This window comes from Hymenobacter sp. UYCo722 (assembly GCF_040547115.1).
Lineage (GTDB): Bacteria > Bacteroidota > Bacteroidia > Cytophagales > Hymenobacteraceae > Hymenobacter.
The window spans coordinates 239,318-263,214 of sequence record NZ_JBEPPC010000002.1; the positions used below are offsets into that span (position 1 = coordinate 239,318).

Here is a 23,897-nt window from a genome sequence, read left to right on the forward strand (position 1 = left end):
ACCTCCTCTGCCTTTTGCAGTTCGCCCGCTGCTTCACGCCTTTGCCTGGCTCATAAGTCTCGTCTTCACCCTGCCCGGACTAGCCCAAACGGCGCCGTTGCCGACTCCGGCCAACGACACGCTTCGTATTAAGGGAAAGGTGTATACCTACGTCGAGCAAATGCCCCAGCTGCCCGGCGGCGGCGGCTCTTCAGCCATTGTCAGTGCTATTCAAAGCCGCGTAACCTATCCGCTGGAAGCGTTGAAGCGACGAATAACCGGACGGGTATTCGTGAGCTTTACCGTGAGCGCCAGTGGCATAGTTGGCGATGCGCAGGTAGTAAAAGGCATTGGTGGGGGCTGCGATGAATCGGTGCTGAATGCCGTGCAACAGCTGCCACAGTTCATTCCGGGCCGGCAAGCCGGCCAACCGGTACCCGTGCGCTTCACCGTGCCCGTGACCTTTCAGATAACGGCCCCTACTGCCGAACTAGCGGCCGACACTACCCAACAGATTTACACGCTGGTACAGCAAATGCCCGAGTTGCCGGGCGGCGGCGGCTTAGCGGCCATCACCAGGGCCGTGCAGCGGGCGGTGGTGCAGCCAGCAGCGGCCCTGGCCAGCCGGCAGGTCGATAAGGTTTTCGTTTCATTTATCGTGGGGCCGAGCGGCGTGGTACGCGACATTAAGGTGGTGAAAGGCGTGAATACCGACTATAATACCGCCGCCTTGTCGGCCGTGCAGCACCTGCCGCGCTTCGTTGGCGGCAAGCTGCTGGGCCGTCCAGTATCGGTAAGCTTCACGGTACCAGTCGAATTCGGGCGGTCCGTGCGCATCCGCTGAAACGCCTGCTTTTTCCCACTCACCGCTGCGTGCCGGGAAAAGTGGCGGCCCTGAAAAAGCAGGAGTAAGACAACACAGTATTGGGTTGGCAACCGACAGACAGCTTTGCCCGCCCGATTTTATGTTGCTCAAACAATTTTCGAACATTATTAAAACTATTTGTAAATATTTTCATATATTCACAACATCAAGCAGCCCCCTCTGCCCGACGGCTCCTCGTGGAAGATTGTTCATTCTTATTTCACCAAGAAGATGAAGCCATTCCCCGTTTTGCCAGCGCCCGGCATCAGCTGCTTAGTCAGTTGGCCTGCTTACGGCGCAGAACCAATCAGCCGCTCACCGCTGATAGTTTATGCCTGCCCGGCAGCAGCCGGGCCCCGTTTCCGGCCCCCGGGCTGGGCAACAACGGCAGCGGCTTCGTTCCATGCCCCGCTGCTATTGGTGGGGCCGGGCGAGCAGACGGAAAACCAGGAGGAAGATGAGGACGACCTGGAGCTGGAAAGCGACGAAGACCAAAGCAAGCTGCGCATAGCCAGCACGCGCCCCGGCACCGAAGAAGGCAGCACCGCCGCGCGCGGCGGCGATGGCACCATCAACCCGCCCGTCCCGTAGGGCCGCGGCTCACGGATAGTACCAGCTCAGCCCCGGCCGTAAATTCGCGGCATGGACATCCGCCCTATTCCGCTCCGGCCGCGTCGTCGCCTACCGCGACGATGGTGGCTGCCCAACTTATTGTTCGGCCTGCTACTGGCTGCTGGCCGCCCCGCCGTCGCCCAGCGCTACGGCCAGTATGCCCCCGATACCAGCCAGGTTTTCAGCTACGTCGACCAACTGCCGGCCCTACCCGAGGGCGGCGACAACGTAGCCCTGATAAAAGCTATTCAGAAGCAGCTGCAGCTGCCCGCCGACGTACGCGAGGGCCGCGTGGAAGGCCGGGTATTCGTGCGCGTGGTGGTGGGCGTGAGCGGCGTGGGGCGCAAGGCAGCCGTGGCGCAGTCGCTCAGTCCCGCCTGCGATGCCGCCGCCCTGGCCGCCGTGCAGCGTATGCCGCGCCTGCTGCCCGGCCGCTACCAGGGCCAGCCAGTGGCGGTGCTGCTTACCATTCCGGTCATGTTTTTGTCGCCGCGCCACGTGTTTGCGGCCAGCGAGGTGGCGCAGCCGGCGCGCTTCCCGGGCGGCGATACGGCACTGGAAGCCTGGCTGCTGCAAAAGACCGTGCCGGCCGAAGTGCAGCAGCGCGATTTGCAGGGCCGCGTGTCGGTGCGTTCTGTGGTAAAGCCCGACGGCCGCACGGGAGCAACCGAAATTGTCAACTCCCTCTGCCCCGGCTGCGACGACGAAGCGCTACGCCTCGTACGCAACTCCCCGCGCTGGCAGCCCGCTCTGGGCTACGACGACCAGCCCGTGGCTCAATACCAAGTACTGCACGTGTGGTTCCGACCAGGCTCGCCCCCGGCCGGCCTGGCCCCGCCCGTGCCCGAAACCCAGGTGTACGACCAGGCAGCGCAAATGCCCACCTTGGCCGGCAATGGCAGCGAGGCATCCATTCAAACGGCCATTCAGGAATTAATTCACTATCCCGAGCACGTTGTTAGCGGCAAGGCGCAAGTGCGTTTCGTGGTGGAACCCGATGGCCGCGTGACGCGCCCGGTCCTGCTCAGCAGCCTCGGCGCGGCCACCGACGAAGCCATCCTCGACGCCGTGCTGCGGCTGCCGCGCTTCGAGCCCGGCCGCCAGCGCGGACAGGCGGTGGCGGTACGGCTAAAGGTGCCGGTCAGCATCAATATCCGTTGAAGCTCAAGCGAGCCCACCACAAAAAAGCAGCTTACCCGAAATCGGGTAAGCTGCTTTTTTTGGACTGACGCGGTTAGCCGCGTCGATTCGGCCGAAACCTAGTTATCGTCGCTGGCGCGGCTGATTAGCACCACGGCCACCGCGGCCAGGGCAGCAATCCCAATCACCATTTGGGTGGGCGTGAACTTGTTGGAGGCCTTGCGCAGCAACACGCCACCGTGTTTCAGCAGGTCATCTACGTGTTCGGTTTTGCCTTGGAATACGTGGTAGGCGCTTTCGAAAGTGCGGGCCAGGTCTTCGGGCAGAATTTTTTCGATTTGTTCGAGTTGAGCTTCCATAATCTGGGAGGGCTTGAGGAGGAGTTGTGAAAGAATGCCGGGCTGTAGCCCCGCAAAGCCTGTACGGAAAAGCCTGCGGCCGGGCTGCCTCTTTTTTGATTTCGGGCAAAAAAATCCAGCCGCTGCGCCGGCCCATTCTGTTGGAAGTGGCCGGCGCAGCGGCTGGCTGCTAATCAATTACCCCTTATTGAATCACCACAATCCGCGAGCCGGTGCGCTGGGCCTCACGCACCTGGCAGTAGTAGGCCCCGGCGGCCAGGCCACTCAGGTCGATGGGCAAGTGCTGCGCCCCGGCGGGCAGCATACGGTCTACTGCGCGGCGCACTTCGCGGCCCAGCGTATCGAGCAACACCACCTGCACGTGGCCGCCAGCGCAGTCGTAGGCCACGGTGGTGCGGCCTTCGCGCGAAGCCGGATTGGGATACACGGTGAATTCGGCGGCTTCGGCGGCGCTGGTAGTGGCCGTAACGGTGCCCGGGCGCAGCACCGGCACGTAGGGCAGGCTCTGGCCGAATAGCTGCGTGAGCGTGGCCGGCGTTACCTGGAACCAGTCTTTGAGAATGCTGGCGTAGATGCTGCGGAAGTCGAACTGCATCGGAATATTGTCGTTCACGCCGGCGCTGGCGGGCAGCGTGGGGTTGGGCCCGTGCACGATGGGGTTCACCTTCGAGCCGAACACCAGCAGCGGGGCCGCCGCGCCGTGGTCGGTACCGTAGCCCGAATTGGCCCGAATACGCCGCCCAAACTCCGAGAACGTCATGCCCACCACCCGGTCCTGAATGCTGTGGCGCTGCAGGTCGTCCTGGAAAGCGCTTACGGCTTCGGCAATTTTGCCCAGCAGGGTGGCGTGGGTGCCAGTGGTGGTGCTGCCCGTGGCGGGCACCTGCAGCGTGTGCGTATCGAAGCCGCCGAGCTGGCACACGTAAATGCGCGTTTGCAAGCCACCGGCCACCAGCTGGGCCACAATTTTGAGCTGGTCGGCCAGCGCGTTCTGGCCGGCGGCGGGGTACAGGGGCGAGAGGTTCTGGGCCCGCGCGGCCGCCGCCTGAATGGCCGTGGTGTACACCTGGGTCTGGCTCACCACCTGGCGAATGAAGGTGAGCTCGTGCCCGGCCGGCGTATTGGGCGCGGCATCGACACCGCCGCTGAGCAGCTGATAGAAAGAGGATGTGCTGGCAATGGCCATGCCCATGTTCACCGTCGGGCCCTGCACGCAGTTGCTCACCACCGAGCCGATGCTGATGGCCAGCGGGTCGGGGTTCTGGGTGCTGGGGAAGCCGGTGGGAAACCCCGCATACTCGCCGTTGAGGTAGCGCCCGGCCCAACCCGTAGTCAACGTCACATTCGAATCGGAGCCCGACGTCCAGATATCCGTGGCCCGGAAGTGCGAGAAGTTGGGATTGGGGTAGCCCACGCTCTGCACCACGCCCAGCTTGCCGTTCTGGTACATGTTATGCAGCGAGCTCATGGCCGGATGGATACCGGTAGCCGTCGTCAGGCCCAGCACCTGGTTCTGAGGCAGGGCAATGTTGGCGCGGGCCGCCATCAGGGCCGGATACTGGTCGAGCGGAACAATCATGTTCAACCCGTCATTACCGCCCTGCAGCTGAATGATGACCAACACCTTATCCGAAGGCGTGGCGGCGTTGGTGAGGGCCGCCAGCTGGGCCGAATATCCATAAGCGCCAACTGGCAGCCCACTCAAAAAAGCAGTGCCAACGGAAGCCGCAGCCGTGGTCTGAATAAATTCGCGACGTTTCATAATTAAGCCGTTAGCTAGTAGCCAGCATTTGCAATTGACGAATAGATGTTTGCGCGAGCTACCAGCTGGTAGCTGCCAGCCAACAGCTTAGGAAAGATGGTATTCGGCCAGCCCCATTAGCGCGCGCAGCATGGCTTGCAGCTTGGTCGTCACGGCTGCTTTCTTGGCGGTGCTGGTAGGCGCGGCCAGGTAAGCTTGCCACTCCACGGTCCACTCGAAGTCGGGCAGGCCGGGCAGCAAGGCAGTTTTCAGGAAATCCAACTGATTGGCCGTAAGCCCAATGGGTACCATCAGCCGCACAAACTCATCGATGAGCAGGTTGCAGTCCGAGGCCGTGACGGCCGGCAATGACTGGACCAGGGCCACCGGGTCAATTACGATTTTCACGCCGCCGCGAGCGTAGCCGGTACTGATAAACAGGTCCGTGACCTGGTTGCGGCGGGGCAGCGTCACGGCGTTTATCCAGAGCTCGTGGAACTGCGGCGTCTGGTAGTAGGCGGCCCAGCCGGCCACGTTGGGCGGGTCGCCCAGGGTCTGCTGCTGCACGTAGCTCAGGCCATTGGTGTAGTCCCACATGCCATATTGCACCACCAGGTTGCTGGCGGCCGTGGGGAACACCACTTCCATTTGCCGCAGCAGGCCCACCGTGAAATCGAGCGGGCTTTTGATGAGGCAGCCCATATTCAGCACGTCGAAAAAATGCTGCGAGCCCAGCAGCGCCCGCAGCACCGGCACGATATCGAAGTTATTCTGAATCAGCAGGGTGGACAGCGGCTGAATAATATCCGTTTCCACCTGCGCGTCAATCAGATAGTACACGAACCAGCGGTAGAGCTTGCGCACCAAGAAGCGCGCCGTTTCGGCCTGCTGAAAAATCAGGTTCACCAAATCCTGGTATTCGGTAGCCCCATTGGGCGCAATGCGGGCATTCCCAAAAGCCGCTGAAAACACTTTTGTCGTGGTATCGTGGCGGCTCGCGGTGTAGTAGCTGCCCACCGGCACGGTACCCTGGTCGCGCCAGCCCGTCAGGACTTTGGCGGCGGCCTGCACGTCGGCTTCGGTATAGTTGGTGTAGTTGCCCGGCCCGATGAGCGGCCCCTTGCCCACCGTGAACAGCTCGAGCAGCTCGCGGCCATAGTTTTCGTTGGGCGCGCCGGCGGTGCTCTGGTTACCATTGAGATAGCGCAGCATGGCGGGCGTCACGGTCACGTCCTTGGCCAGCTGCTTCACGTTGCCCAGGGCATGCTGGCGCAGCAGGCGCACATATTCATAGCCCAAGCGGGCATCGTTGATGGTGCTGATTTCCACCACGAAGTGGTTGTGCCAGAACAGCGTCATTTTTTCCGTCAGCGACGTGTTCTGGTTCAGCAGTAGGCCCAGCCACCAATCGCGCAACGAGGCCCGCCGCACGCCCTCAAAATTCTGGTCGAATGCCTGGCTTGTCCAAGTCTGACCAACGGCCACGCTCGTGTCGGTGGCCGACACGCTCACGGGCGGAGCTGGTGCAGCAGTCGGCACCAGCAGCATATTGAGTACGGCCGTGAGGTTGGAACCGGCGGCCGCCATAATCTCCGTGCGGGTGGGCCCGAACAAGCTGCGGCGCAGCAGGTGCGCCGCCTGCGCGTAGCCCCAGGTGCCGGTGTAGGGTGCCAGCGTGCTGCTAGTGCGGGCCAGGCCCTTGGGCAGCACCTTATTGGCGTAGCGGCTGATGGTTTCGGGTGGGTCCTGCTGCTGCGGTGCGCCAACTGGCGCGGCCGCGCCGGCTACGGCCCACACCGGCTTCTCCAATACAGCCGAATTTCGTTCGAGGAAATGTCTACGGTTCATAAAAACACGCCATTAAATAAATCCTGAGTGCCGCGCAATCGGCCCGCTGCCGGCCTCACCGCCATTTTTTAGGTCAGACGACTTGCCTGCCTACAAGTTTAATACAAGCAGGTCTTTATTTCGATGAAGCCCGCACGAGGCCAATGCATTAGCGACACAAAAAACGCCCAACCTGTTAGGGTTGGGCGTTGTCGTAATCAAAAAAGATGCGGTCGCTACTCGGCGCGGGCCATCAGGGCCTCGGCGGCGCGGGCGGCGGCGGCGGCCACGGCGGGTACCCGGCCAGCGGCGTAGAAGTTGTGCTGGTAATACGGCTGGTTCAGCGAGCTCACCATTACGCCGCCGTTGCAGGCCGAGTGGGCAAACTTGCCGTTCTTGAGGTAGATGCCGACGTGGTAGATGGGACCGTGGCCCCGGCGGAAAAACACGAGGTCACCGGTCTGCATCTCGGCTTTGGCCACGCGCTGCGTGGTGCCGAACATGGAGCGCGACGAGCGTTGCAGCGTGATGCCGTACACCTCATGGAACACCCGGCTCACGAAGCCCGAGCAATCGGTGCCGCGGTGCGAGCTGCTGCCGTAGCTGTAGGGGGTGCCAATCCAGTCGGTTACGGTGCGTAGCAGGTCCTTGTTCTCGTCGAAGGACAGGTGCAGGCCCAGGGTCTGGGCGTAGTAGTGGTAGGCGAGCGAGTCGCGCGAGGCGGCCAGCTCAACGGGCGTGGGGGCGGGCTTTTCCGCAGCGGGCGTGGTGCCAGGTAGCGCGGGGTCGTTAGCAGGCAGCTCCGTCATCAGGTCCGGAAGCAGCGATGCTTCGGCCGCGACCGGTGCCACCGAGGCACGGGACGCAGCCGAAGCATCGGCCGGACGTTCAAAGAAGAAGGAGAGAGCTAGCGAACCAGCGGCGAGGCAATACAGGAGGCTGTTTTTCATTGTCCGTCGTTAGAGGATAGGGGGCAAAATCCGGGTTCCGATTGGTGAAGTGGAAGAGCCGGCTAGTAGCTTTCTTAGGCGATAGGCAAGGCTGAATTCAGCCGAGTAAAGAAGTGGAAAACAATTGCAACCCGCTGAAATCATATTGACGTCGGTGCGAGTCACTGGGTAAAACTAGGGCTAATAATCCAGACCGCCACCCTTTTTGCTTCATAAAATTCAAAAATTCTTCGTTATATATAACTTATTACAGGAAAATCACCTTTATCACCCCCAACCATCCCTTCAGTAACGCCGTAGATGCGCGGCGCGCAATCCTTCGTATCTTACTCGCATGCAAAATCTTCGCACCCACGTTAACTCCCCGCTTGCCCGCATTGCTCGGCTGGTTCTCAAGGCCCCGCGCGTGGCCATGGTGGTAGGCCAGACGGTGCACCTGAGCGGCACCACCCGCGAAGAATTTCTGGCCGATGCCGAGTGGGTGGCCCACGAGGCCGTGCACCTGCGCCAGTACCGCGAGCACGGCCTGCTCCCCTTTCTGTGGAAGTACCTGGTCGAGTCGGCCCGGGTGGGCTACTACCATAATAAGTTCGAGGCCGAAGCGCGCGAGGAGGCCCGCCGCGTGGTACTCGCCGACCCTAGCCACGTGCTGCGCCCGCTGCCCCGGCACGCGCAACAGCCCTGATACTGACCGCCCAGGCCGGAAAATAAAGCGCGCATTCGGCAACCCCACGGGGTCCGAATACGAATAAAACCCTGCGCCCCACCCAGCTTCGGCAGCGGGGCCGCGTTTTATTCCTTTCATCTCCTTTTCCCACCCAATATTATGGATAACCAAAAAGACCAGTTCGCCAGCAAGCCAAACCAGGCTAATGCCGGCCGCAACACCAACGCCGATAATTCCGCTGCCGCAACCCCACGCAAGGCAGCTCCTTCAACCAGCGCTGCGGACTCGACTGCTACGCCTACCTCGCAAGACCGGTCATCCACGCCCAGCGCCCAGTCGCAGACTACCCCCAACGCCGGCACCGACCGCCAGGGCGAAGGCCAGCAAACCAACGACCAGGAAGGCACCCTGCTTGATACCGCGCTGAACAGCGGCAAAAAGTGGATTGAGGACTCCGGCATGCTCAATGGTGTGAACCAGTTGCCCCAGTCGCTGAAAGACCTCGGCAACCGTGCCGTCGACCGGATTAACGGCCTCAGCACTACGCAAAAAGTGGTGGGTGGTGCTATCCTGGCCGCTGGCCTGGGCTGGCTGGCTACCCGCAAGGGCAAGGCCTCGTCGTCGGATGGCGCGGACAGCAGCGCCTACAACTACGGCCGCCAGCGCGATGCCGGCAGCTACGGCCGCAAGAGCTACGGCTACCAGGCCCCCGATGCCAGCACCAGTCGCCGCCCAGCCGCGGGTACCAGTGGCCGCTCCGATAGCGGCTCGCCTTATGGCAACAGCAGCAGCCGCTTCGGCAGTAGCAGCGATAATGCCGGCTCGGCTGGCAACACGGGTATCCACTCGGGTAGCGGCCGCGACGACAGCGGCGCTGCTTACGGCGGCGCTTCGGCCCGCACCGACCACGGCACGCAGTCATCGAATGCCGACCACCGCAGCATGGAGTAATCCGAGCTGCCAATTCACGAAAAAGCCCCGTCTCATTGCTGAGACGGGGCTTTTTCGTTGGAACGAGGGAGGATTTAGCGCCCGCTGCCCGCTAGATGTTCATGGCCGACTCGCGGCGGCGCATCTTGCCGGCCGGGATACCGAACATCATCTTGAAGCGGCGGCAGAAATAGGCCGTGTCCTTGTAGCCCACCTCTTTGCCGATGTCGCGGATGCTTTTCTTGGTGGTGCGCAGCAGGAACACGGCGCGCTCCATGCGCTGGTATTCGATGTAGTCCTGCGGGTTGATGTTGGTCAGCATCTTGAAATACTGGCCCACGTAGTCCTCGCTCACGTTGGCTACGCCGGAGAGGACTTTGTTGGAGAGGTCGCCGCCGAGGTTCTCCTTGATGTAGTTGAACAGGTCAATCAGGCGCGGGTCCTTGAAGTAGGTGCTGTTGGTAGCCAACTGCTCGACAAACATGTTGTTGCGCAGCACGTAGCGCACCACTTCCACCACGATGTTCTCGGTGTAGATGTTGATGAGACGCTCGCGGCCCGGCAGGTCCTGCATGCTCTCCTCCACCACTTTAATAACGAGGTTGGCCAGCTTGGACTGCCCCGAGATGAGGAAAGCCGGCACGTCGAGCGAGGCGAAGAAGTTCACCGAGTCGAACACCTTGGCCTCGAAGCTCACGAAGCTGTGGCTTTCGGGCGCGTCGCCGATGAGGTCGAGGCTGTCGTTGGAATGGAAGAACTTATCCTTGTTCGAAATCAGGTCGTCGTTGGTGATGACACGGTTTTTATGGTCAATGCCATAGCTCACGCGGGTGGGGCGGCCACCGGGGATAAACAGCATCTCGCCCTCTTCGACCACCATTTGTTCTTCGCCAAAAGTAACGTGGCCTTTGTGCAGCAGAATCAGGTTATTACCAACATCATAAGAATTGCGCACGGTGAAGGGCTGATGCAACACCAGGTTTTTGGCCTTGATGTAGCGAACGCCCAGCGACTCGATGACTTTATTGTAATCTTCCATAATTTAACTGGTCTAAAAGACCGATGAGAGGTGCGGAATGGGTAACTAGGTGGCTACCGCAGTGCAAGATAACACCTTGAAATTCACAAAAACAAGAAACCCAGCCGAAAAGCGGCTGGGTTTAGTGCAATGAATCTGTTTTTTAGGCAATTCCGACTTTATTTGAGCAATTCCCGAGAAATCACAATTTTCTGAATCTCAGAAGTGCCTTCGTAAATCTGGGTAATCTTGGCATCGCGCATGAAGCGCTCCACGTGGTATTCCTTCACGAAGCCGTAGCCACCGTGAATCTGCACGGCCTCGACGGCCGAGTCCATGGCCACTTTGGAGGCGAAGAGCTTGGCCATCGCACCCGATTTGGCGTAGTCCTGGCCGCTGTCTTTATCGGCCGCCGATTGCAGGCAGAGCAGGCGGGCCGCGTCGATGTTGGTGGCCATGTCGGCCAGCTTAAACTGGATGGCCTGGTGCTGCGAAATCGGCACGCCAAAAGCCTTGCGCTCCTTCGAGTACTTCAGGCTGAGCTCGAGCGCGCCCGAGGCGATGCCCAGTGCCTGCGCGGCGATGCCGATGCGGCCACCGGCCAGCACCTGCATGGCGAACTTAAAGCCGAAGCCGTCGTCGCCGATGCGGTTTTCCTTGGGCACCTGCACGTCCGTGAACATCAGCGAACAGGTGTCGGAGCCCCGGATGCCGAGCTTGTTCTCCTTGGGACCCTGAATGAAGCCGGGCATGTCCTTGTCGACGATGAGCACGTTGATGCCGCGCGACTTCTTCTCGGGGTGGGTTTGGGCGATAACGAGGTACACCGAGGCGGTGGTGCCGTTGGTAATCCAGTTCTTGGTGCCGTTCAGCAGGTAATGGTCGCCCATGTCTTCGGCGGTGGTGCGCTGGCTGGTGGCGTCGGAGCCGGCTTCGGGCTCGCTCAGGGCGAAGGCCCCAATGATTTCGCCCGAGCACAGGCGGGGCAGGTATTTCTGCTTCTGCTCCTCGGTGCCGTACTTCTCGAGGCCCCAGCACACGAGCGAGTTGTTCACGCTCATAATCACCGAACACGAAGCATCGACCTTGCTGATTTCCTCCATAGCCAGCACGTAGCTCACGGTATCGAGGCCGGAGCCGCCGTACTCGGGGCTCACCATCATGCCCATGAAGCCAAGCTCGCCCATTTTCTTCACCTGCGCGGCGGGGAATTTTTGGTGCTCGTCGCGCTCAATCACGCCGGCCCAAAGCTCGCTCTGGGCAAAGTCGCGGGCGGCGTCGCGCACGGCGAGCTGCTCTTCGGTGAGGTCGTAAATATTGGGGGAAGTGGCGGTTTGCATAAGAGGGAACGAGATGGGTGGGTGGGAGTGCAAAAGTACGGCCCGGCGCGTGCCCGGCAAGGCAAGCCCTGGTAGGCGGGCGCAGGGCTTCAATAACAGCCCAGGACCCACGAGGTTGCGTCCGGCTGCAACGAATAACGCCCCGAACCAGGGCGGGTTCGGGGCGTTGCCAGCAGTGAGCGGCCGGAGCCGACAGATTACTGATACTGAATGTACAGCGGCGAGGGCGTGAGGGCGATAACCTCGCTGGGCGTCATGATGTGATGGGGCTTGGGGCGGGCATCGTACTCATAGAACAGCTTGAAGCCGGTGTACTGCACGGGCTCGGCCTTGATGTAGGCATCGTACGAGTCCTTTTTCAGGGTGGGGTCGCCGTGGCCGTCCATGTGCATCACGACCTGCACGCGGGGGTCGAGCTTGATGTTTTTGTAATTGCTCAGCATCTTCCGGGTGAAGCGGTGCACGGTGAGCACCTTGGGCGGCAGGTGGTTTTCGCTCACGATGCGGGCTAGGAAGTTAATGGTAAAGTTCACATCCTTGGCATCGAGGGTGCCGATGCGCTGGTTGGGGCGCACGCCGGGCATGGTGGCCAGCGAAAACTCGGGGTCGATGCCGAGGTGCACGATGGGGTCTTTGAGGTAGGGCTCCAGCTTGGGCAGTTCGGCCTGCAGGGTGCTGTGGCCGGGCTGCACGTCCAGAAACAGAATGCACTTGTGCTCCTTGGCCCAGGAAATAACCTCCTCGATGGTGGATTTGGAGTTCATCAGGCGCCACTTGCCGTCTTTGCCAGCCGTGCCCTGGGCCGTGATGGTGACGTTGTGCAACGCCGGCTGCACCGGAATGCTGGGGTCGGCGGCCTGCCATTCCTTTATCACGCCCTCAAACTTACGGAACATCTGGTCCTTGGGCTCGCGGCCCAGAATGCCCATGCCCTTCGAGCGGATGTTGCCATAGAAGGCCACAATGCGGTGGCCCGGCAGAATAGCGCCCGGCAGCTGCCCGGTTTTTTTGGCAATGCTGTCGGCCTTGAGCGAGTCGCGGCGCATGGCCGCCATCTTGATTTTGACGGTATCGACGGGCGCGGGGGCGGCGGCAACGCTGTCGCCGGTGGCATTACCCCCTTTTTCGGCCTCGGTAGGACTGGTTTTGCAAGCGGGGCAGGCCAGCACGGCCAGCAAGCCCAGGGTGGCGGCGAATGCGCCGGAAGTAGCTTTTAACAACACGGATGTAGGGGGGACAAAACGGGCAATAGTAGCCTCAAAGGTAAGCCTTTCCGCGCGGGCGAAGCTAGGCGACCAATTAAAAATCAGTTAAATCCTGTCCCGTAGCGGCCGGTTACCCCGGTGCTCAGCGGGTCACGGGCGTCAGCGTTACTTCAAACCAGGTGGCGGGGTCGGCCAGCGGGTCGGGGGCCTGCGTGGGCAGCGGCGTGGGCGAGTACAGGGCGCACAGCGTGTTTTCGACCTGCACCAACTGGCCCGGCGCGGCGGTGGGCAGCCCGTCGAGCAGGCCAGCCAGCACTTCCCAGCGGGGCTCGCCGGGCTGGCGGCTGGCATCGTGCCACACCACTACGGTGTTGGGGCCAACCAGGTGCTCGAACACGCGGGCAGTGTCGATGCGCACAGCCTCGTAGCGGTGGTCGCCGTCGATGAAAATCACATCGAATGGCCCGCCAAGCGCGGCGAAGTCGTAGGTGGCCGAGTTGCCGTGCAGGTGGCGCACGTTGGGCAGCGGCTTCGAGAAAAAGCCGTGGAGCTGGATGTAGCGCTCGGGCAGGCCGAGAGTGCGAATTTCGGCGTCTGATAGGTTCAAGGTGCAGACTTCGGCGGCTACTTCGGCTACGTTGGCGGCGCTCTCGCCGCGCCAGGTACCGATTTCGAGGTAGCGGCAGCCGGGTACGCGGCGGGCCAGGGCGCGCAGCAGCAGCAAATCGGTGGGTAGCGAGCCGCCCTCGCGGAAGGCAAACGGGCGCACCGTGTTATCATCTGGGCTCAGGAAATGGGACAACGGCACCAGCGGTAGGCCCTGCGCGGTGAGCTGGCGGCCGGCGTGGACCAAGGCGCGGCGCTGCCAGTCGGCCACGTCGCCGGCGATGACGTGGTTGAGCAGCGAGGGCGTACGGGCTAAGCTGCGCAGGGCGCTCAGGGCGACGGATAGGCGGGACATTAGGTAGCAGTCAGGTAATAGCCGCCGGCTGCGGCAAAAGTAGCCGCTCTGGCTCCCGAAAGTTAGGCCCGGCGGCCGCGGCTCACGCTTACAACGCAGAAAGGCCCCAGCGCGGGCCGGAGCTTTTCGAGCAGTTTCTCTATATTCTTGTTACTGTTAATGACTGACTAGTGCTGACTTACTCGCCGCCGGGATTGGTAGACATAGCAAATGATACCGGTACAGTAAATGAAACCGCGACAGCTTTGCCATCCTGCTTGCCCGGCACCATTTTCGGCATTTTCCGAATGGCATCAAGTACGGCCTCATCGTAAGCTGCACTCAGCCCTTTCAAGATGCGCCCCCCTATCACATCGCCATGCTCAGTAACGATGAAGGAAGCGAAAATCATGCCCGTGCGCTGGTCAGCGATTGCAACACTGGGGTACACGAGCCGCGCCTGGATGGCTTCCACAATAGCGCTGTTGCTTGTACTACCATCTAGGTGGGGCATTTCTTCTACAAAGACATAAACTTTCTTTAAAACGAGAGGTGCTTTTTTGCCGTCGCGCGGTATGACGGTAGGCGGTAGGGGCGGCGCTACCGAATTTTGAATGGCACTTGAAACGGCCGGCGCAACCGGCGGCGCGGCTTTCTCACAGGCAACTACAAATAAGCACGCGCCCAGCAGGGGCAGCGCGAGCCACTGTTTCCAGCGGCTTATTGGTTTGGTTTTCTGAATCATGGCAATGCGACTGAGGGTTTGAGAGTGGGAGAAGGAGTGCGCAAGCGGAACCGAGAAACCGAGGCGGCTGGCCACTTGCCGGGCCAGCAGTTGGGAGTAGGAAGTGGAAAGGGAAGGAGTTGGGAAGGGGGCGTCGTGCAGGGCCGCTGCATCGGCCAGGTACTCGTGGGTGAGGGCCAGGGCCCGGGCGCACAGGTGCACGAAGGGGTTGAACCAGAGCGCGGCCCGTAGCAGCTCCAGCAGCAGGCGGTCGGCGGTGTGGTGCTGGCGCACGTGGGCCAGCTCGTGGCGCAGCACCTGGCGGGCTTCGGCCGGACTCAAGTCCAGGGTTTCATCCCAGAAAATGACGCGGCCGAAGGAGCTGGTGGGCAGCCGGCCGTGAGTTTCGACCAGCGTGTAGCCTTCGGCAGCCGTGCGGGGCAGCCCCCGCGCCTGCCACCACAGGCGGCCCAGCTCGGCGGCCAGCCGTAGCAGCACCAGGGCCGCACCAGCTGCATAAACGGCTAGCAGCCAGAAGGCCCAATCGGGGCCGGCAGCTTCGGCCGCCGCCCCGGGTGCCCCCACCTGCACCGCCGGCAGCAGCACCGCTACCACACCCGGCAGGCCCGCCGGGCCGGGGCCCCACCAGCCGGCGGGCCAGGCCAGTGGCAGCAGCGGCAGGCCGGCGGCCAGCAGCGGGCCCAGCACCAGAAAGGCGCGATTATAGGCGAAGCTGCGCTCCGGGCGCAGGGCCAGACGGTAGCAGGCCCACCACGCACCCAGCAGGGCGGTGCCGAGCAGCATCCAGTTAAGCAGGCTGAGCTGGTTCATCGGGGGTGGGGGTTTGGGGGTGGGCGGCGTGGCGCAGCAGCTCGTCGAGCTGGGCGGCGTCGAGGTTTTCTTCTTTGGCGAAAAACGAAACGAGGCGGCCGAACGAATTGCCGAAATGCCCGCCCAGCAGCTTGCGCAGCGAGAAGCGGCGGTAGTCGTCCTGGGCCACCAGCACGTGGTAGCGGTGGGTGCGCCCGAAGGCATCGTGGCCCACAAAGCCTTTGGTTTCGAGAATGCGAATGATGGTGGAAACCGTGTTGTAGGCCGGTTGCGGGGCGGGCAGTTCGGCCAGCACGTCTTTCACGAAGGCGGGGCCGAGGCGCCAGAGCACCTGCATCACCTGTTCTTCGGCGCGGGTAAGTTCGGGGAAAGCAGCGGGGTCCATAAGTACGGGAGGTTTCAGGGTAACACAAACGTATAACTAATATTTTAGTTTACAAACTATTTCCTTAGTTGATTTCGATAATAACGGTTGGCTTTGCCAATAAATGAAGCGAAAGGCCCGCTGGGCACGTAAGCAGCGCAGGTTGGCAGTTGCGGACGGGCAAACCGCCGCACGCCTTTTCACGCCATCGCTGCGCTCATGCTGAAGCTTTTATTCTGCTCTTCGTTGATTTCACTGAGCGCGGGCCCGGCCTGGGCCCAAACCGAAACCGCGGCCCCGGCCAGCCCAAAACCAGTACTCGCCCTCCTGCCCGCCCCAAAACCGGCGGCAGTTGCCCAACCGCACTCGCCCCGGCAGCTTTTTCCGGGCCTGTTCGAAGCGGTGCAGCTGGGCCGGGTTTTCCCCGACAACAAGACCTTCGTGGACGCCGCGCCCCGGCAAGCGCCCACTACCATTCTGGCCGCCTGGCGGCGCGAGAAAAACCGGCCGGGTTTTCGGCTGAAAGTATTTGTCGAAGCCCACTTTGAAGTACCGGCCAGCACCGCGACGGCCTTCCAGACCAACCAGGCCGCCGGCCTGCGCCACCACCTCGACACGCTCTGGACGGTGCTGGCCCGGCCGGCCGCGCCAGCCCCCGACTCTGCCGATTCGCTGGCCGCGTTCCGGTCGCTGGTACCGCTGCCGCACCCCTACCTGGTGCCGGGCGGGCGCTTTCGGGAGGTGTACTACTGGGATTCGTACTTCACGATGCTGGGGCTGGCCGAGGCCAATAAAACCCAGCTGCTGCGCGACATCACCGATAATTTTGCCTACCTGCTGGGCCGGTTCGGCTTCGTGCCCAACGGCAACCGCACCTACTACCTTACCCGCTCGCAGCCACCGTTTTTTGCCAGCATGGTGCAGCTGCTGGCCCGCGACCGCGGCAACGCCGAGCTGCTGCGCTACCGCCCCGCCCTCGAAGCCGAATACCGCTATTGGATGCGCGGGGCCACCACCCTGAAACCCGGCACCGCCGCCCACCGCGCCGTGCGCCTGCCCAACGGGGCCGTGCTGAACCGCTACTGGGACGAGAGCGAGCAGCCCCGCGAAGAGTCTTTCGCCGAAGACGTGGCGGCCGCGAAAAAAAGCAAGCAGCCCCCGGCGCAGTTCTACCGCCACGTGCGGGCAGCGGCGGCCTCGGGCTGGGATTTCAGCAGCCGCTGGTTTGGGGCCGGGGGTGGTTTGGGCAGCATTCAGACCACCGATTTGGTGCCCGTCGATTTGAATTGCCTGCTTTATGATTTGGAAATGACGCTGGCCGAAGCCGCCCGCGTAGCCGGCCAGGCGGCGCAGGCCCGCAGCTACGCGGCCAAAGCCGCCCAGCGCAAAACTGCCCTGCTGGCCCTGAGCTGGGACGCGAGAGCCGGCTGGTTCCAGGACTACAACTGGCGCAAGCGCCAACGCTCGGCGGTGCGCACGCTGGCGGGCGTGTTCCCGCTGGCGTTTGGGCTGGCCACGCCGGCGCAGGCCCAGCGGGTGGGTGCGGGCCTGCAAAGCAGCTTCCTGAAACCCGGCGGGCTGGTGACGACCCTCACCACCACCGGCCAGCAGTGGGATGCCCCCAACGGCTGGGCCCCGCTGCAATACCTGGCCATCGAAGGATTAACCCGCTACGGCCAAAAGCCGCTGGCCGACACCGTAGCCCACCGCTGGGTGCGCCTGAACCGCCGCGTATTCACCCAGACCGGTAAGCTGCTGGAGAAGTACGACGTGCTGAACGTGAACCGCCCCGCCGGCGGCGGCGAATACCCCTTGCAGGATGGTTTCGGCTGGACCAACGGGGTACTGCTGCGGCTGCTGAACCGGGAGGAAGTGAGGTAGGGTAGGTCGGGGGCGGACTTTGGGCCCACTCCCGTGCCCCAGTTGGAGGGCCCTGACAACATAGGGAAGCGGGCTATAAAACCCACACTACGGCCTGCTGCGCAGCAGGATTGAAGCAGCCTGCTACTGGCATTTTCACTCGCGCCGCAAAAAAGGACAATCCCCCGCTTGCTAACCCATCGGGCCTACCACTTCGGCGGGGCCGCCGCCACGTGCTGCTGCAGGCCCGCCAGCAGTTGGCCCACGGTGCGCTGCAGGGTTTCGGCGAAGGCGGCGCGCTCCTGGCTGAAGCTGCTGTTGGGTTTCTCGCTCTTGGCACGGTGGGCGGGGTCGGTATCGGGCGTGAACAGGGTGTGGCGCGGGCTCACGGCTACGGTGGACATGCTGCCCAAGGCCATCGTGAGGTCATTCAACTGGTAGCTGATGGCCGATAAGTCGCTTCCATGCGGACTTAGGGAGCCGGGGCGGCCCAGCTCGAACACCTCGTAGCGGTAGCGGCCCTCGCGGAAATCGAGGCGAAAGGCGAAGCTCAGCAGCCGGGAGATGTCGTTGGGGTGCAGCACCCGGTCGACCCACGTTTCGGTGTAGCCCCGACCGATGAGCACGCCACGGACGGCATCGTCGAACTTAATAACCTGGTGGACATTCTCAAACGTGAGGGCCACCCACTCGCGGGCACGAGCCTGCAGCTCGGCGGCCGATACCCCGGGCACGGCCACCACCCCCCGAAAGGGAATGCGCTGGCTGAGACTATCGGTGGGCAGCAATGGCACGGTTAATTTGTACTGGGCGGCCGCGGGCCGGGCCGCCCCGGCGAGTAGCGCCAGGGCCAGCAGGAAGGGAAGGTTTTTCATGGCGCAATATGCGTCGGGCAGCCACAAAAAAACTGGCACGGTTTTGCAATACATTCCTGCATCGGCCAAACACCCGGTGCTGTCCGCAGCACTGCCCCGGCCGGATTCTTTCACTCCATCCAACCAATTCTGGTTATGAAAATTTCACGCCTTTCGGGCGGCCTGGCCGTGGCTTGCCTGTTCGTTTCTGCTGCTTCCTCACCGGCCTCGGCCCAGGGTACCCGCGATGCTTATGGCAACCCCAAAGCCGCGCCCTCGCCCCGCCCCATGGGTTCGGCAACTACCCGCCGCGCCCCCAGCTACTCCAACCAGCCCGCACAGTCATCGTCGTCGACTAGCAGCCCGGCTACCGGCGGCGTGCACTTCGGCTTTCGGGCCGGCCTGAACGTGGCCGACCTGCGGGGCGATGCTGTGCAGAGCTTCACCACCTTGGCCGGCTACGCTCCCGATAAGGCCATAAGCAAGCAGCTGCGCCCGGGCTTTTATGCCGGCGTATTTGCCACGCTGCCGCTGGGCCCCGGCTTCGCCATCGAGCCCGGCATTACCTACGCCGAAAAAGGCGCGGTGCTGAAAGGTACCCTGCCCTTCCCGGCCCTCGATTTCCTGAACGCCAACGTGACCGGCACCGCCCGCCTGGCTTACATCGATGTGCCCGTGCTGGCCAAGGTGTTCATCACGCCGGGCTTCTACCTCTACGCCGGCCCGCAGGCCTCGTTTCTGGTCAGCGGCAAGGCGCGGGTTGATGCCAGCGTGCTCGGCTTCTCGGCCTACAAGCAGGATTTCGATGTATCGAACCAGCTGCGCAAGGTCGACTTTGCCGCCGTGGGCGGCTTGGGCTACCAGTTCGAAAACGGCCTGGGCCTGAGCGCCGGCTACGACTACGGCTTCGCTTCGCTCGATGCCAACAACCGCTTCCAGGCCTACAACCGCGTGGCCAAAGTGGGCCTGAGCTACTCGTTCTAATCATCATCCGGTCGGTTATCGGCCATTCTATTCCACTATTTTTCGTTCCCCTATTTATTCGTCACTATCCGAGATATATTAATGAAGAGGCCCCACCGCTGCAACGGTGGGGCCTCTTTTTAGTGAACAGTTATCAGTGAACAGTTAATATTCAGACATGAAATTCCTACTGCTCACCGCTCACTGATAACTGTTCACTGCAATTACCGCTGGCCGACGGCTCCGCTGCCGCTGAGGCCCTGGGCCAGGCGCACGAGGCGCACGAGCTCGGCGCGGTAGCCGTCGGCATCGGGGCCGCGGGCTCCGTCGGCTAGCTTTTCGGTGGCAGTCCAGGTGGCGGTGCCGCGCTGCTCGCTCTGGCGCAGCAGCATGCCGAACTGGGCCACGGCGGCGGCAAAGCGGAAGTCGGGCGAGGCCTGCTCAATGGACGTGGCGGTGCCCACCAAAGGCTGGGCCAGCAGCTTGCTGGTGTTGCTTTGCGGCTCTTTGTAGCGCAGCTTCACGGTCAGCACGTCGTTGGCAAGGAACTGCTGCATGGTAGCGGCGGTGGCTTTGGTGGGCTGGTATTTCAGGCCATCAACCAGCGGCTGGGCGCTGCCCACGGGCACTATTTCGTAGAGGGCCGTGACGGTGTGGCCCGCGCCGAGCTCGCCGGCATCCTTGCGGTCGTTGTTGAAGTCCTCGGCGGCCAGCAGGCGGTTTTCGTAGCCCAAGAGGCGGTAGTTGGCCACCCAGGCGGGGTTGAACTCAACCTGCAATTTCACGTCCTTGGCCACGGTGAAGAGTGTGCCGCCGAACTGCGCCACCAGCACCCGGCCGGCCTCGTCGAGGTTGTCGAGGTAGGCGTAGTTGCCGTTGCCCTTGTCGGCCAGGGTCTCCATGCGGCTGTCGCGCAGGTTGCCGCGCCCGCAGCCCAGCACCGTGAGGAATACGCCGCTCTCGCGCTGGTCCACGATGAGCTGCTCCATGGCCGCATCCGAGCTTTCGCCCACGTTGAAGTCGCCGTCGGTGGCCAGAATCACGCGGTTGTTGCCCTCCTTCTGGAAACTTTGCCGGGCCGTGGAGTAAGCCAGCCGCAGGCCCGCGCCGCCCGCCGTGGAGCCACCCGATTGCAGCCGTTCCAGCGCATCGAGAATCAGCTCGGGCTGGCTGCCGGGCGTGGGCGGCAGCACCAGACCGGCCGCGCCGGCGTAGGCCACCAGGGCCACGTGGTCCTGGGGCCGCAGCTGGCGCACCAGCAGTTTCAGGCCGGCTTTTACCAGCGGCAGCTTATCATCCGAAAACATCGAGCCCGACACGTCGACCAGAAACACGAGGTTGGCGGGCGGCAGCTGGGCCGTTTCGATGCGCCGGGCCTGCACCCCGATGCGGGCCAGCTGGTGGGCCGGGTTCCAGGGGCACCGGGCCAGCTCGGTGCTAATGCGCACCGGGTCGGGTGAGGTGGCGGCCGGCGCGGCGTAGTCGTAGCGGAAGTAGTTCAGCATTTCTTCCACCCGCACGGCGTCGCGCGGGGGCAGCTGGCCTTCGTTGAGGAAACGGCGCACGTTGCTGTACGAGGCATTGTCCACGTCGAGCGCAAAGGTGCTGAGCGGGTCTTTCTTCGCGTCGAAAAAGGCATTTTCGGCAACGTGGGCGTAGGTGTCGCCGGCCCCGGCTTCGGCGCGGGCGGGCAGGGTGGCCGTGGGGTACGCCGGGCTGATGAACAAGCCCCCCACGCGGCCCGACAGCCCGGTAGCCGGCGCGGCATAGCGCGCATCGGCCGTGGCTTGAGCCGCTTTCATCTTGCGCTTCGAGGGCCCGGCCAGCGGCGAGGAGCTGCCGGTTTTACTGTCGTAGCCGGTTACGACTACTTCGCGCAGTTCCTTCGTATCCGCAAACAGGGCCTGGTTGATAATGCGGCTGCCCGCGATTCGGCGCTCCTGCGTGACATAGCCCACGCTGGAAAACACGAGCGTAGCCGTGGCAGCGTTGGGCACCCGCAGCGAGTAGCGGCCACCGGCATCGGTGCTCACGCCCAGCACAGTGCCCTTCACGAGTACCGTGGCGCCGGGGAGGCCCTGCTTCAACTGCCCATCGAGCACTACGCCCGTAATGGTGCGGAGCCGGGTGGTGTCGGCGGGCTCGGGGATGGCGAACGCCGCCCGATTTTTCGGCTTTTTTTGGGCGAGCGCAGCCTCCGGCGGGGCCAGCAATGCAACAACAAGCAGCAACGGAAGCATCAGCAGGTTTTTCATGGCAGCAGGTTTTTTTGGTGAAACGTGCTGACTTGATGCGGGCCCCGGGCCGATTGCACACGGCGGCCGGAAAGTACGTGCGGCAACCCGGTCCGCGCATCCCCCGAAATTGCCCTAACTTCCCACCGCCATGTTCTTCCGCCGCTCGCCGCCATCCGCCGCTGCCGCGCCACTCTCCGACCAGGAGCTGCTGGCCCGCTACCGCGCGCACGGCGACGTAGCCGACCTCGGCCAGCTTTACGACCGCTATCTGCCCGAGGCCTTTGCCGTAGCCCGCCGCTACCTGGCCCCGCCCGACGAAGACGCCCAGGATGCCGCCATGCAGCTTTTCGAGCACCTGGTGAAGGTGCTGCGCACTCACGCCCCCGACAACTTCCCGGCCTGGCTGCACACCACCGCCCGCAACCACTGCCTCATGCAGCTGCGGGCCCGCAAGCGCGCCGGCCCCAGTGCCGGGCCGCTCATCCTCAGCTTTCCCGACGCGGCCGATGTGGAATTGGCCGCCGCCCGGCATCTGCCCAGTGCGACCGAGGCCGCCGACGAAGCCGAAGACGCCGAACAGCGCCTGCAAAACGTAGAAGCGGCGTTGGCCCAGCTGCCCCCGGCCCAGCGCCGCTGCCTCGAACTGTTTTACCTCGAAAAGAAAAGCTACCGCGAAATCGCCGACCAAACCGGCCTCGACCTGAACCTAGTGCGCAGCCACCTGCAAAACGGCAAGCGCATGCTGCGCCGCCAGCTCGAGCCACCCGAAAAAACCAAACCCGCTGCCCACGTTCCGCTGCCCACTGCCGACACCCCGCCCCTGCATGCTGCCCGCTGATTCGCCCTTTGCTTCGCTGTCCGCGCCCGGCCCCCATCCGGCCACGGCTGAGCTGCGCGCCTACGCGGCCGGTACCCTGAGCGCGGCCGACGAGCACCGCATCGAGGCCCACACTCTCGACTGTGAGCGTTGCGCCGAGCTGCTGGAAGGCTTCGCGATGAGCGACGCGGCCACCACCGACCAGGCGCTGGCAGGGCTGCGCACCCGCCTGCAGGCCCGCGTGGCCGACGATGCCCCTGCCCCCGTGCTACTGCCCGCCAGCCGGCCGCTGTGGCCGCGCCTGGCCGCTGCCGTAGCACTGCTCGGGGCAGTGGGGGGTGGTATCTGGAGTTGGGAACAGCAGCATCCGACCACCGAAGTAGTAACGGCCCCGCCCGTAAAGGCGGTACCCGCCGCTGGGCCCCAGCCGGCCAGCTCAGCCACTGTGGCCACGGCGAAGCTGCCGCAAACCACCCCGCCGCCCCGCCCCGCCGTAACCGCGCCAGTAGCGGCACCGGTAGCGACTTCCGGCCAGCCGGCCGATTATGCTGCCGTTCGGCCCCGCGACCGGGCGGCGGACTCCCGCCTTTTCCGCCGCCCGGCCCAGCCCGCTGCGCCCGTCCTGGCCGACAAGACCACCGACGCTGCCGAAACCACCGACGGTTTTGCCACTCAGGCCGCCCCTGCCGCTCCCGAAGCGAAGAAACTCGCCGGCCGCGCGGGCACAGCTTCAGCTAGTGAGCCGGCAACCAGCGTAGCCGCCGCCGAAGCCCCCGCTTCGAAAGCTGCCGCCACGCTACCCATCGCGCCAGCGGAGGCCACGGTGATGGCCGACTCCAGCGCCACCGACCAGAAGGAGATAATTGTCAGTCGTTTCAGCAAGGCCAAAGCCTTCGAAAGTACCGCCCTGGTGCGCGATAAGCCCATGCCGGCCGCCATGACCATTGCGCCGGCCCCGGTGGCGGGCACGCCGGCCCTGCGCGATTACCTGCACCGCGAGGCGGCCCGGTTCGAGCTCGAAGATGGGGCCCGGCCCCTGCACGGCACGGTGCGCCTGCGCTTTATTGTGGGGGCCGACGGCAAGCTGAGCAACCTGCAAGTGGTGCGCGGCATGCGCGCCGACTACGACGAGGAAGCCCTGCGCCTAGTGTGCGAAGGCCCCGTTTGGCGCCCGGGCATTGCCGGCGGCCGCCGCGCGGCCCTGCCCATGGAAATCACGATTTCATTCTGAGGAACACCCGTTGTTGTTCTGGGCTTGCGTACCGGCGGCCGGCGTAGGCAAGAGCCTTACGGAGCTTTGGGGCCTGGCGCACCCGCTCCACGTCTTCGATGTAGCAGCAGGCTCCACGAGGCCCTATCCTTTGAAAAAGGCTGTAGCCACGCGTCGGCGGGCGTGTGGGTAGCTGCCATAAAAAAGCACCCCTGCCACTAGCCGGCAGGGGTGCTTTGCTTACTGGAGCCGGCCCGCGAGCCGGTTACTTTTTGCGGCGTTGGCGCAGGCGGCGCAGGCCGTAGGCGAGGCCACCGGCCAGCAGCAACGAAGCGCCGCCGTCGAGCGGAATGGCCGTGGGGGCGGCCGGGGTGGGGCCGCCACTGCCGGGGCCCTGGGCCTTGGCCCCGATGGCCAGCAGCAGGGCCGAAGCCAGGAGAAGGGTTTTCAACATTGTATTGGGG

22 protein-coding genes are annotated in these 23,897 nt (G+C 63.5%); 9 read left to right on the forward strand and 13 right to left on the reverse strand.

Features of this window, described 5'->3' with window-relative positions:
- The first annotated feature begins 160 nt into the window (after positions 1-160).
- The 3 genes from ABIB44_RS06885 (at position 161) to ABIB44_RS06895 (ending at position 2,617) form a co-directional block, all read left to right on the forward strand.
- Positions 161-823, forward strand: a complete 663-nt coding sequence (locus ABIB44_RS06885) for a TonB family protein (RefSeq protein WP_354583894.1) — start codon at positions 161-163, stop codon at positions 821-823.
- A 252-nt stretch (positions 824-1,075) separates the two neighbouring features.
- Positions 1,076-1,435 (forward strand): hypothetical protein, encoded by a 360-nt coding sequence (locus ABIB44_RS06890; protein ID WP_354583895.1) that lies wholly within the window; start codon positions 1,076-1,078, stop codon positions 1,433-1,435.
- Between the two features lie 51 nt (positions 1,436-1,486).
- Positions 1,487-2,617 carry an energy transducer TonB gene (locus tag ABIB44_RS06895; protein ID WP_354583896.1) on the forward strand — a complete coding sequence of 377 codons (1,131 nt, stop codon included), beginning with the start codon at positions 1,487-1,489 and terminating at the stop codon, positions 2,615-2,617.
- A gap of 98 nt (positions 2,618-2,715) precedes the next feature.
- Here the strand turns inward: ABIB44_RS06895 and ABIB44_RS06900 are convergent, their stop codons facing one another.
- From ABIB44_RS06900 to ABIB44_RS06915, 4 genes are all read right to left on the reverse strand, one after another.
- Positions 2,716-2,955 carry a hypothetical protein gene (locus ABIB44_RS06900; RefSeq protein ID WP_354583897.1) on the reverse strand — a complete coding sequence of 80 codons (240 nt, stop codon included), beginning with the start codon at positions 2,953-2,955 and terminating at the stop codon, positions 2,716-2,718.
- Between the two features lie 184 nt (positions 2,956-3,139).
- Entirely contained in the window at positions 3,140-4,717 is a 1,578-nt protein-coding gene (locus tag ABIB44_RS06905) for a DUF1501 domain-containing protein (RefSeq protein ID WP_354583898.1), read from the reverse strand.
- A gap of 87 nt (positions 4,718-4,804) precedes the next feature.
- Positions 4,805-6,544, reverse strand: a complete 1,740-nt coding sequence (locus ABIB44_RS06910; protein WP_354583899.1) for a DUF1800 domain-containing protein — start codon at positions 6,542-6,544, stop codon at positions 4,805-4,807.
- A 215-nt stretch (positions 6,545-6,759) separates the two neighbouring features.
- A complete protein-coding gene (locus tag ABIB44_RS06915; RefSeq protein WP_354583900.1) occupies positions 6,760-7,473 on the reverse strand; it encodes a C40 family peptidase in 714 nt (237 codons plus the stop codon).
- A gap of 334 nt (positions 7,474-7,807) precedes the next feature.
- On the opposite strand from ABIB44_RS06915, the gene ABIB44_RS06920 reads away from it, so the two are divergent.
- Both ABIB44_RS06920 and ABIB44_RS06925 read left to right on the forward strand, forming a co-directional pair.
- Complete coding sequence (locus ABIB44_RS06920) at positions 7,808-8,158, forward strand: eCIS core domain-containing protein (protein ID WP_354583901.1); 351 nt, start codon at positions 7,808-7,810, stop codon at positions 8,156-8,158.
- 141 nt (positions 8,159-8,299) lie between these two features.
- A complete protein-coding gene (locus tag ABIB44_RS06925; protein ID WP_354583902.1) occupies positions 8,300-9,091 on the forward strand; it encodes a RodZ family helix-turn-helix domain-containing protein in 792 nt (263 codons plus the stop codon).
- A 91-nt stretch (positions 9,092-9,182) separates the two neighbouring features.
- On the opposite strand, the gene ABIB44_RS06930 is transcribed toward ABIB44_RS06925, so the two are convergent.
- The 6 genes from ABIB44_RS06930 to ABIB44_RS06955 form a co-directional block, all read right to left on the reverse strand.
- Entirely contained in the window at positions 9,183-10,109 is a 927-nt protein-coding gene (locus ABIB44_RS06930) for a helix-turn-helix domain-containing protein (protein ID WP_354583903.1), read from the reverse strand.
- Positions 10,110-10,267: 158 nt separating this feature from the next.
- A complete protein-coding gene (locus ABIB44_RS06935; protein WP_354583904.1) occupies positions 10,268-11,428 on the reverse strand; it encodes an acyl-CoA dehydrogenase in 1,161 nt (386 codons plus the stop codon).
- A gap of 197 nt (positions 11,429-11,625) precedes the next feature.
- Positions 11,626-12,651 (reverse strand): hypothetical protein, encoded by a 1,026-nt coding sequence (locus ABIB44_RS06940; protein WP_354583905.1) that lies wholly within the window; start codon positions 12,649-12,651, stop codon positions 11,626-11,628.
- Between the two features lie 124 nt (positions 12,652-12,775).
- Positions 12,776-13,594: a class I SAM-dependent methyltransferase gene (locus tag ABIB44_RS06945; protein ID WP_354583906.1), complete on the reverse strand. Its 819-nt coding sequence runs from the start codon at positions 13,592-13,594 to the stop codon at positions 12,776-12,778.
- 178 nt (positions 13,595-13,772) lie between these two features.
- Entirely contained in the window at positions 13,773-15,128 is a 1,356-nt protein-coding gene (locus tag ABIB44_RS06950) for a TonB family protein (RefSeq protein ID WP_354583907.1), read from the reverse strand.
- Complete coding sequence (locus tag ABIB44_RS06955; protein ID WP_354583908.1) at positions 15,106-15,513, reverse strand: BlaI/MecI/CopY family transcriptional regulator; 408 nt, start codon at positions 15,511-15,513, stop codon at positions 15,106-15,108. The genes ABIB44_RS06950 and ABIB44_RS06955 overlap by 23 nt, the downstream gene beginning before the upstream one ends.
- A gap of 225 nt (positions 15,514-15,738) precedes the next feature.
- Between ABIB44_RS06955 and treF the strand changes: the two genes are divergently transcribed.
- Positions 15,739-17,373, forward strand: a complete 1,635-nt coding sequence (gene treF, locus ABIB44_RS06960) for an alpha,alpha-trehalase TreF (protein ID WP_354583909.1) — start codon at positions 15,739-15,741, stop codon at positions 17,371-17,373.
- 185 nt (positions 17,374-17,558) lie between these two features.
- Here treF and ABIB44_RS06965 read toward each other — a convergent pair whose 3' ends face one another.
- Positions 17,559-18,227 carry a DUF4468 domain-containing protein gene (locus tag ABIB44_RS06965; RefSeq protein WP_354583910.1) on the reverse strand — a complete coding sequence of 223 codons (669 nt, stop codon included), beginning with the start codon at positions 18,225-18,227 and terminating at the stop codon, positions 17,559-17,561.
- A gap of 135 nt (positions 18,228-18,362) precedes the next feature.
- Here ABIB44_RS06965 and ABIB44_RS06970 point away from each other — a divergent pair, with 135 nt between their 5' ends.
- Positions 18,363-19,190: a porin family protein gene (locus ABIB44_RS06970; protein WP_354583911.1), complete on the forward strand. Its 828-nt coding sequence runs from the start codon at positions 18,363-18,365 to the stop codon at positions 19,188-19,190.
- 203 nt (positions 19,191-19,393) lie between these two features.
- Here ABIB44_RS06970 and ABIB44_RS06975 read toward each other — a convergent pair whose 3' ends face one another.
- Entirely contained in the window at positions 19,394-21,424 is a 2,031-nt protein-coding gene (locus tag ABIB44_RS06975; protein ID WP_354583912.1) for a vWA domain-containing protein, read from the reverse strand.
- A 130-nt stretch (positions 21,425-21,554) separates the two neighbouring features.
- Between ABIB44_RS06975 and ABIB44_RS06980 the strand changes: the two genes are divergently transcribed.
- Both ABIB44_RS06980 and ABIB44_RS06985 read left to right on the forward strand, forming a co-directional pair.
- Positions 21,555-22,244 (forward strand): RNA polymerase sigma factor, encoded by a 690-nt coding sequence (locus ABIB44_RS06980; protein ID WP_354583913.1) that lies wholly within the window; start codon positions 21,555-21,557, stop codon positions 22,242-22,244.
- The gene (locus ABIB44_RS06985) at positions 22,231-23,454 is read left to right on the forward strand and encodes an energy transducer TonB (RefSeq protein ID WP_354583914.1); all 1,224 of its coding nucleotides are present in this window, start codon (positions 22,231-22,233) and stop codon (positions 23,452-23,454) included. The genes ABIB44_RS06980 and ABIB44_RS06985 overlap by 14 nt, the downstream gene beginning before the upstream one ends.
- Before the next feature lie 244 nt (positions 23,455-23,698).
- On the opposite strand, the gene ABIB44_RS06990 is transcribed toward ABIB44_RS06985, so the two are convergent.
- Positions 23,699-23,887 carry a variant GlyGly-CTERM sorting domain-containing protein gene (locus ABIB44_RS06990; protein ID WP_354583915.1) on the reverse strand — a complete coding sequence of 63 codons (189 nt, stop codon included), beginning with the start codon at positions 23,885-23,887 and terminating at the stop codon, positions 23,699-23,701.
- Between the last annotated feature and the right edge of the window lie 10 nt (positions 23,888-23,897).

Excerpts from the sequence above, each read along its gene's own strand:
- ABIB44_RS06945 (WP_354583906.1), bottom strand. The coding sequence starts at position 13,594 with ATGTCCCGCCTATCCGTCGCCCTGAGCGCCCTGCGCAGCTTAGCCCGT.
- ABIB44_RS06930 (WP_354583903.1), bottom strand. The coding sequence starts at position 10,109 with ATGGAAGATTACAATAAAGTCATCGAGTCGCTGGGCGTTCGCTACATC.
- ABIB44_RS06890 (WP_354583895.1), top strand. The coding sequence starts at position 1,076 with ATGAAGCCATTCCCCGTTTTGCCAGCGCCCGGCATCAGCTGCTTAGTC.
- ABIB44_RS06955 (WP_354583908.1), bottom strand. The coding sequence starts at position 15,513 with ATGGACCCCGCTGCTTTCCCCGAACTTACCCGCGCCGAAGAACAGGTG.
- ABIB44_RS06920 (WP_354583901.1), top strand. The coding sequence starts at position 7,808 with ATGCAAAATCTTCGCACCCACGTTAACTCCCCGCTTGCCCGCATTGCT.
- ABIB44_RS06915 (WP_354583900.1), bottom strand. The coding sequence starts at position 7,473 with ATGAAAAACAGCCTCCTGTATTGCCTCGCCGCTGGTTCGCTAGCTCTC.
- ABIB44_RS06905 (WP_354583898.1), bottom strand. The coding sequence starts at position 4,717 with ATGAAACGTCGCGAATTTATTCAGACCACGGCTGCGGCTTCCGTTGGC.
- ABIB44_RS06925 (WP_354583902.1), top strand. The coding sequence starts at position 8,300 with ATGGATAACCAAAAAGACCAGTTCGCCAGCAAGCCAAACCAGGCTAAT.
- ABIB44_RS06895 (WP_354583896.1), top strand. The coding sequence starts at position 1,487 with ATGGACATCCGCCCTATTCCGCTCCGGCCGCGTCGTCGCCTACCGCGA.
- ABIB44_RS06950 (WP_354583907.1), bottom strand. The coding sequence starts at position 15,128 with ATGAACCAGCTCAGCCTGCTTAACTGGATGCTGCTCGGCACCGCCCTG.
- ABIB44_RS06910 (WP_354583899.1), bottom strand. The coding sequence starts at position 6,544 with ATGAACCGTAGACATTTCCTCGAACGAAATTCGGCTGTATTGGAGAAG.
- ABIB44_RS06990 (WP_354583915.1), bottom strand. The coding sequence starts at position 23,887 with ATGTTGAAAACCCTTCTCCTGGCTTCGGCCCTGCTGCTGGCCATCGGG.
- ABIB44_RS06935 (WP_354583904.1), bottom strand. The coding sequence starts at position 11,428 with ATGCAAACCGCCACTTCCCCCAATATTTACGACCTCACCGAAGAGCAG.
- ABIB44_RS06975 (WP_354583912.1), bottom strand. The coding sequence starts at position 21,424 with ATGAAAAACCTGCTGATGCTTCCGTTGCTGCTTGTTGTTGCATTGCTG.
- ABIB44_RS06965 (WP_354583910.1), bottom strand. The coding sequence starts at position 18,227 with ATGAAAAACCTTCCCTTCCTGCTGGCCCTGGCGCTACTCGCCGGGGCG.
- ABIB44_RS06985 (WP_354583914.1), top strand. The coding sequence starts at position 22,231 with ATGCTGCCCGCTGATTCGCCCTTTGCTTCGCTGTCCGCGCCCGGCCCC.
- ABIB44_RS06970 (WP_354583911.1), top strand. The coding sequence starts at position 18,363 with ATGAAAATTTCACGCCTTTCGGGCGGCCTGGCCGTGGCTTGCCTGTTC.
- ABIB44_RS06885 (WP_354583894.1), top strand. The coding sequence starts at position 161 with ATGCCCCAGCTGCCCGGCGGCGGCGGCTCTTCAGCCATTGTCAGTGCT.
- ABIB44_RS06980 (WP_354583913.1), top strand. The coding sequence starts at position 21,555 with ATGTTCTTCCGCCGCTCGCCGCCATCCGCCGCTGCCGCGCCACTCTCC.
- ABIB44_RS06900 (WP_354583897.1), bottom strand. The coding sequence starts at position 2,955 with ATGGAAGCTCAACTCGAACAAATCGAAAAAATTCTGCCCGAAGACCTG.